The organism is Bradyrhizobium sp. AUGA SZCCT0169, from assembly GCF_018130085.1.
Taxonomy (GTDB): Bacteria; Pseudomonadota; Alphaproteobacteria; order Rhizobiales; family Xanthobacteraceae; genus Bradyrhizobium.
In genome coordinates this window covers 55,288-62,246 of sequence record NZ_JAFCMC010000043.1, presented here as the reverse complement: position 1 = coordinate 62,246, position 6,959 = coordinate 55,288, and the positions used below count along the sequence as shown (strand labels likewise).

Below are 6,959 nucleotides of genomic sequence, written 5' to 3'. Positions count from 1 at the left end.
CCATGAAGCACGGCCTCGAATACTTCCACGCCGCCGCCGCAGGATGGAGCCTCAGACATGTGTGCATGCCCTAGGGCGTTCGCCGGGACGACGGATGAAAGACTATCCCCCCGCCCACACATCCAGCACGTAGCGGTTCCTGGCGCCGAGATCGTCGATCCAGCGCAGGCCTGCTGCTTCGTCCGCGCCGGTGCGTTCGCGATAGATCGACACCAGCGCTGCCTTGACGTCCGGTTCCATCTTGCCGCCGTCGCCGCAGACATAGACGATCGCGCCCTTCTCGATCAGGTTCCAGACCTGATCCTTCTGCGCCGCGACCAGGTGCTGCACATAGGTCTTCGGCCCGTCGGCGCGCGAGAACGCGGTGTGCAGATCGGTGATGCCGTTGGCGGCGAACGCCTTCAGTTCTTCGGCGTAGAGAAAGTCCTGCTCGGGATGGCGGCAGCCGAAGAACAGCATCGCTTGCCCTAGGCTCGCGCCCTTGGCCTTGCGGTCGGCGCGCTCCTGCAGGAAGCCGCGGAACGGCGCCAGCCCCGTGCCGGGGCCGATCATGATGATCGGCACCGACGCATCGTCCGGCAGGCGGAAGCCCGCCTTGGTCTCGCGTACCGTGGCATGGATGGTGTCGCCGGCGCGGCGGCCGGCGAGGTAGTTCGAGCAGACGCCCTTGTAGACGCCGCGGCCCGAACTTGCGGGCGCTTCGACCACGCCGACGGTGACGCTGCAACGCGAGGCATCGCCCGCCGGCGACGACGAGATCGAGTAATAGCGCGGCGCCAGCAGCGACAGCATTTCGAGATAAGCATGGAACGGCAGCTCGCAGGCCGGATATTCCTCCAGCAGGTCGAACACCGATTTGCGTTTCGCCAGAACGTCGCTCCGATAAAGCTCGGTCGACGCGGCGTCATCGCCGACATAGGCCAGCAGCTTCGGTTTGGTCATCGGACAACGCGTGTTTTCCGACATGATCTGGATCTGCTTGCGGGTCGCGATCTGCTGCAACTCGACAAACTCGGTCAGCAAACGTCCGACCGACACGGCGTCGCCAGTCGGCAGTTGCGCGCGGCGGCCTTCGGCGACCGCGAGCCTGATCTGGTCGGCGGGCAGGAAGCCGAACCGGCGCGCGACGGAATCGACCAGCGCCGGATCGTTGCGCGGTACCACGCTGAGATGATCGCCGACGCGGTAGGAAGTCCCCTGCGGCAGCTGCACTTCGATATGCCGCGTCGAGCGGTCGGACGGATTGGCGCCGGCCTTGTTCTGCAGCTCGGAATTGAGCTGCACCTTCATCGGCGAAACCCCGCCCTGCGCCACGATCACGTTGACGGCGGTCGGCGCCACCGGCTCGATCGTGTACAGCGGCGCATCGTCGGCGCTGCGGGTGAAGGTCGACGCGAGGCCGAACTCCTTGGTGGCCGCGGCGGCGGCGGCGGCAAACCATTTTTCGAACTGGCCGTCGAGATCGCTGCGGGCATCGCCCTCGCCCCGCCCATGGACGCTGCGCGCGCCATGCGCGGTCATTTGTTCGTCGATCATGCGTGGCACCGACTGATAGGTCGCCGCCCAGTCGCTGTTGCCGCAGCCGAACACCGCGTAACGGACTTTGGCCAGCGCGTCTTTGGGCAAGCCGCTGTCCAGCCATTTGACGAATTGCGTGGCGTTGTCGGGGGCTGCGCCATTATAGGAGGCGCAGAAGATCAGGACGCCGCCCTGCTCCGGCAGCTTGCCGACGTAGTCATCGAGCGCGCCGAGTTTGGTCGCAAATCCGTTGACCTCGGCAAGGTCGGCGACGCGGGTGGCGAGTTCTTCGGCGGTGCCGAGGTTGGAGCCGTAGAGCACCAGCAGCGGCGTGTTGTGGCCGGGGCGGGTCCGGGCCGGCGCTGCGGCCGTGTTCGAGGCCGCCACCGCGGCAGCCGCGCGACCGGCGAACGCGCCGCGCTCCTTGTCGGCGCGCGGGCGCACCTTGATCTTGAATCCGTCCGGCTTGATCGTCAGCGTCTCTTTCAAATGCATCTGGTAGCGGTTGACGTCGATCAGCTTGAAGCGCTGCAGGATCATGCCGATCGCCAGCGCCGCCTCGTGCATCGCAAATCCACGCCCGATACAGGCGCGCTGACCATTGCCGAACGGTTTCCAGGCGTTGACCGGGCGCTTGGCTTCGGCCTCGCGGCTGAAATTCTCCGGATCGAACGCGTCCGGGTTCGGTCCCCACACGCTGGGATCGCGGTGCAGCGCCATCACGAGCACGGTGACGAAGGTGTTTTTCTTCAGCTTGTATTTGCCGCCGATGGTCTCGTCCTGGAGCGGGGCGATGCCGTAGGCCGGCGCCGGCGGCCACAGCCGCAGCGCCTCCTTCAGTATCTGCGTGATGTAGGTCAGCTGCGTGACCTGCTGATAGGTCGGCCGCGCGTCGATATCGGGGCCGAGCACGCGGTCGACTTCCTCATAGGCCTTCTTCAGCACGTCGGGATGCTTGAGCAGCGCATAGAGCGTGCAGGACAAGAGGCCGCTGGTGGTCTCATGGCCCGCGATCAGGAAGGTGTTGATCTGGTAGCGGATGTTGACGTCGTCGAGCTGCTCGCCGGTGGTGCGGTCGACGCCGGTCATCATGGCGCCGAGCATATCCTTCTTGCCCTCGGCGGCTTCCGCGTTACCGCGGCGCTCGGCGATGATCTCGTCGACCATCTTGTTCATGAAGGCGACGTCCAGCGCCAGATCCTTGCGGCGCTTCTGCAGCCACAGGCCTTCGAGCGGGATGCCGCGGGTCATCATGATGGTCTCGAGCGAGCGCACCAGCGATTCCACGAATGGATGATAGTCGCGGCGGTAGAACGAATTGAAGCGGTAGTCGAAGCCGCAAAGGCCGATGGTGTCGAGCGTCAATGCGGTCATGTCATGGACGACGTCGATTTCCTCGTCGCCGTTCAGCCGCTCCCACTTCTTGACCAGCTGCTCGGCGATGTCGACCATGCTCGGATGATAGGACGTCATCGCGCGGTTGCCGAACGGCTGCAGCAGGATGTTGTGCGCCTTGCTCCAGTTCGGCTCCGACGTGTCGGCGGTGAAAAGCCCGTCGCCGCCGACCGCGCGCACCCGGCGCAGCGAGCCGCGCACCGCCTTGTCGAAACGCTTCTCGTCGGAGAGTTCGTCGATCAGATCGTGGCCCGACACGATCACCAGCGGCGCGCCCATCATGTCGAGCCAGAAGATCGGCCCGAGCTCCTTGGTCAGCCGCACCAGATGCTGAACGGGCGCGTTCGGATCCAGCGACAGCATGTTGCCGACAACGGGCTTTTTCGGCGGATGCGGGATCGGACTGAGTTTGTTCGGTGACGCCATTGTCGATATTACCCCTGCCTCAAATTGCCTTGAACAACCGCGCTCTCACCGCGTCTTGCGAGCGAAGCGAAGCGAAGCAATCCATCTCACGACGAAAAGAAAGAATGGATTGCTTCGTCGCTTCGCTCCCTTGCACAAACGCTTCGCGTTTGTTGCATGCAATGACGACCGGAGAGAGCCCAGCATCACTCGCTCTAGCCAAACCGCTTTCTGCGCCATTCGATCAGTTTGGCGCTGACCTCGTCCGGCTTTTCCTGTTGCGTCCAATGGCCGCTGTCGCGCACCAGATATTTTTCGAGATCGGGAACGATCTTTTCCATGCCATCAGCCGACGACGGCGGCAGCACGTGGTCGTTCTCGGCCATGATCATCAGCGCCGGTACTTTCACGGTGTGATCGATCTGCGCCGAACGCTGCCAGTTGCGCGACATGTTGCGGTACCAGTTGATGCCGCCGGTAAAACCTGACTTCGTAAACGTATCGACGAACACCTTTTTCTCTTCCGGTGACAGGATCGGTGTGCGCGGATCATGCTTGGCGTCGTAACCCGCGATCATCTGCGGAAACGCCAGATTGAGTCGCGGGGAAGCACCGACGCCGGCAACCACTTGGTCGGCAGGTGTGTCGGCGGGCCGCGGCACAGGCTTGCGCATGAAGGCGTCAAACGTCTGCTCGACCCGGCTGCCGAAGATCCTGTCGGGCTCGCGGGCCGGATCCTGGAACTGCACGATGTACATGCTGTCGCCGAACCGCTTGCGGAACAGCTCGATCGGATCGGCCGGCGGGCGATCGTGATGCGGCGTGTTGATGCCGACCACGCCGGCGACACGATCGATATGGCGGAGCGGCATCTGCCAGATGATGAAGCCGCCCCAGTCGTGGCCGACGAAGATCGCCTTGTCGATCTTCAGATGGTCCATCAGGCCGACGAGATCGCCGGTGAGGTGCTCGATGTCATAGGCCTCGACCGGCTCAGGCCGGTCGGTCGAACCATAGCCGCGCTGATCCGGCGCGATCACCCGGATCCCGGCCTCGCTCAGCGCCTTGATCTGGTGACGCCAGGAGAACGCGATCTCCGGCCAGCCGTGGCACAGTATCACCGGCGGCTTGTCGGTCTTCGGCCCGGCCTCGTAGTAACCCATGCGAATGCCGTTCGTCTCGGCGAACTGCAGCGGCGGCATTTCAATCATCGCAACACCCTATTCAGCCGCGCTGGTCATCTTCGGCGGCGGCGCATAGGCCGCCTCCAGCGCTTCAAACTCCAGCGGAAGCATATCGCACAAGACCTGGACATGCGGAATGATGTTGGCGCCGGCGATGAAGCCGAAATCGAGCTGATCGCGATAGCTCTGCACGGTGATGTTGAGCGCGAGCCCGTGGGTCGAGATCGACACCGGGAAGATATGCAGCAACTCCGCGCCGGCGGCGTACAAAGTCTGTCGCGGTCCCGGCACGTTGGACACCGTGATGTTGGCCGCCGGCGGCAGCACGTTCGAGAGGTCGGAACGGCTGTAGAGCAGCGCCAGGATCTGAACCAGGATCGGCGCGCCCAGCATCGAGATGTTGGAGACCTGCGGCATCAAGGCTCGCAGCGGATGCGACATCTCCTTGGACTTGGTGGATTGCGCGATGATCGCTTCCAGCCGCCCCTTGGGATCCTCGAGGTTGGTGGCAATCGAGCAGATCATGCCGAACACCTGGTTGTTGGCCTCGGTGTTACCTTCCTCGCGCAGCGAAATCGGCACCGCCGCCGTCAGCGACTTGGTCGGCAGCGCGCCCTGCTGCAGCAGATAGCGCCGCACCACGCCGGAGGACAGCGCCAGCACGACATCGTTGAGCTTGCCGCCGGAGGCTTTCGCCACCGCCTTGGCCCGCGACAGCGAGATCGAGGTGCCGGCAAAGCTGCGCTCCGACGAGATCGCCTTGTTCAGGATGGTCGGCGGCGAAACCATGCTGGCGATGCTGTCGCGTGACTTCGGATCGGAAATCTTGCCGACCACTTCGGAAACGCTCTTGAGCATCGTCGGCACGCTGGCGGCGAATTTCACCGCGCTCTCGATCTGGAACATGGCGTTGTCGAACAGGATCGATCCGAGATCGCTCTTGCCCGAGCGCGGCAATTCCAGGCTCTTCGGCGCCGACGAGGAATCCAACGGCTGGCGCCAAAGCTGCTGATAGGAATCGATCAAATTGGCGGCGATGTCGCGCGGCTCCTGCGCGACCTTGCGCGCCGTCGGCGGTTCGACCTGGCGCGGCACCGGAGTCAGATCGTAGATCATGTTGGTGAGCGCCGCACCGGCGCCGCCGTCGATGCAGGCGTGGTGCATCTTGGAATAAAGCCCGATCTCGTTGTCCTTCATGCCCTCGAAGACATAGAACTCCCAGAGCGGACGGGCGCGGTTGAGCAGCTTGGCATGCATCCAGCCGACGATGCGCTCCAGCGTGGCGCGGTCGTAGGGGGCCGGCAGGCTGCCGCGGAAAATGTGGCGGTCGATGTCGAACTGGTCGTCCTCGACCCAGGACGGATGATCGATGTCGAGCGGCGCCTTTTCCAGGCGCGCTTTCAGGATCGGCGCAAGGTGCAGCCGCGAGCCGATCATCGCCTTGAAATCCTCGAAGAAGTTGCCGTTGTAGTTCTCGGGCAGGCGGAAGATCGCCATGCTTCCGACATGCATCGGCATCTCAGGCGTTTCCAGGTACAGAAACGACGCGTCCATCGAAGACAGCTTCTTGGCGTCAGTCATGTTTTCCTCCCGCAGAGATCACGCGACGCCTTGATGGCGCTTCTGGCGTTCAGATGGTCCTGAAGACGGGGGTTGGGTGTCCCCGGTCTTCAACGACATTGGTCAGGATAGTGCATTTTCCGGGGTCCCATATGCAATGGCAAACGGGCCCGAACGATCAAAATGCTTAAATTCGCCTTCCCTTTGCGCCAGCCGGTCGGCCACCGCCCACAAGGCGGCCGGGTTGACGCCTAGGCCGATATGGCTTGCGAGATGCACCTCGATATTTTCGGCCGTGCTGGAGGGGCGCAGCAGGCTGGTACGCCAGTTCACGATGCCATCGGTGCGAGAATAGATCGAGGTCGCGGGCACCGGCAGGTCGCCGGCGATCGCCTCCCTGATCTCCGGGTTGTCGTGGATGCTTTCCCCCGACAGCGCTTCGTACAATCGCGTCGCATTGGTCGCTGTGATGTCGTTGGCGAACGGGCTGCCGAGCGTGATCACCGATCGCACCATGTCCGGCAGTTGCAGCGCGAGATCGCGTGCGTAGACGCCGCCGAGACTCCAGCCAATGATGCTGACCTTTCGTCCCGTGGTCTCGTGGATTCGCTTGACGAGGTCGCGTAACGCACCGCGCTTGCTGGCGACGCCGCCGAAATTGCGGCCCATGTTCCAGGCATAGCTGTCGTAGCCAAGCTCCTTCAGGTAGCGCCGCATCGGCGCCATCGACAAATCGCTGGCGAGAAATCCCGGCAGCGTCAGCACCGGATGACCGTCGCCCTTCGGGGCGCGCATCAACAGCGGCGACAGCAGCAGGCTCGAATTCAGTTCGAACACGCTTCTGGCTTCGGCGAGCATCAGGAACAGGCTCGGCGGACGAAGCTTGCGTTCTGCCGC

4 protein-coding genes are annotated in these 6,959 nt (G+C 63.6%); all 4 read right to left on the bottom strand.

Annotated elements, in window-relative coordinates:
• Positions 1-102: 102 nt before the first annotated feature.
• The 4 genes from JQ609_RS30810 to JQ609_RS30795 all read right to left on the bottom strand — a co-directional run bounded on the left by JQ609_RS30810 (position 103) and on the right by JQ609_RS30795 (position 6,920).
• Positions 103-3,339: a bifunctional cytochrome P450/NADPH--P450 reductase gene (locus JQ609_RS30810; protein ID WP_212276459.1), complete on the bottom strand. Its 3,237-nt coding sequence runs from the start codon at positions 3,337-3,339 to the stop codon at positions 103-105.
• A gap of 194 nt (positions 3,340-3,533) precedes the next feature.
• A complete protein-coding gene (locus tag JQ609_RS30805; protein WP_212276458.1) occupies positions 3,534-4,529 on the bottom strand; it encodes an alpha/beta fold hydrolase in 996 nt (331 codons plus the stop codon).
• Positions 4,530-4,538: 9 nt separating this feature from the next.
• Positions 4,539-6,083 carry a wax ester/triacylglycerol synthase family O-acyltransferase gene (locus JQ609_RS30800; RefSeq protein ID WP_212276457.1) on the bottom strand — a complete coding sequence of 515 codons (1,545 nt, stop codon included), beginning with the start codon at positions 6,081-6,083 and terminating at the stop codon, positions 4,539-4,541.
• Positions 6,084-6,185: 102 nt separating this feature from the next.
• Positions 6,186-6,920 (bottom strand): esterase/lipase family protein, encoded by a 735-nt coding sequence (locus JQ609_RS30795; protein WP_249128586.1) that lies wholly within the window; start codon positions 6,918-6,920, stop codon positions 6,186-6,188.
• Positions 6,921-6,959: the final 39 nt, after the last annotated feature.

Excerpts from the sequence above, each read along its gene's own strand:
- JQ609_RS30810 (WP_212276459.1), bottom strand. The coding sequence starts at position 3,339 with ATGGCGTCACCGAACAAACTCAGTCCGATCCCGCATCCGCCGAAAAAG.
- JQ609_RS30805 (WP_212276458.1), bottom strand. The coding sequence starts at position 4,529 with ATGATTGAAATGCCGCCGCTGCAGTTCGCCGAGACGAACGGCATTCGC.
- JQ609_RS30800 (WP_212276457.1), bottom strand. The coding sequence starts at position 6,083 with ATGACTGACGCCAAGAAGCTGTCTTCGATGGACGCGTCGTTTCTGTAC.
- JQ609_RS30795 (WP_249128586.1), bottom strand. The coding sequence starts at position 6,920 with ATGCTCGCCGAAGCCAGAAGCGTGTTCGAACTGAATTCGAGCCTGCTG.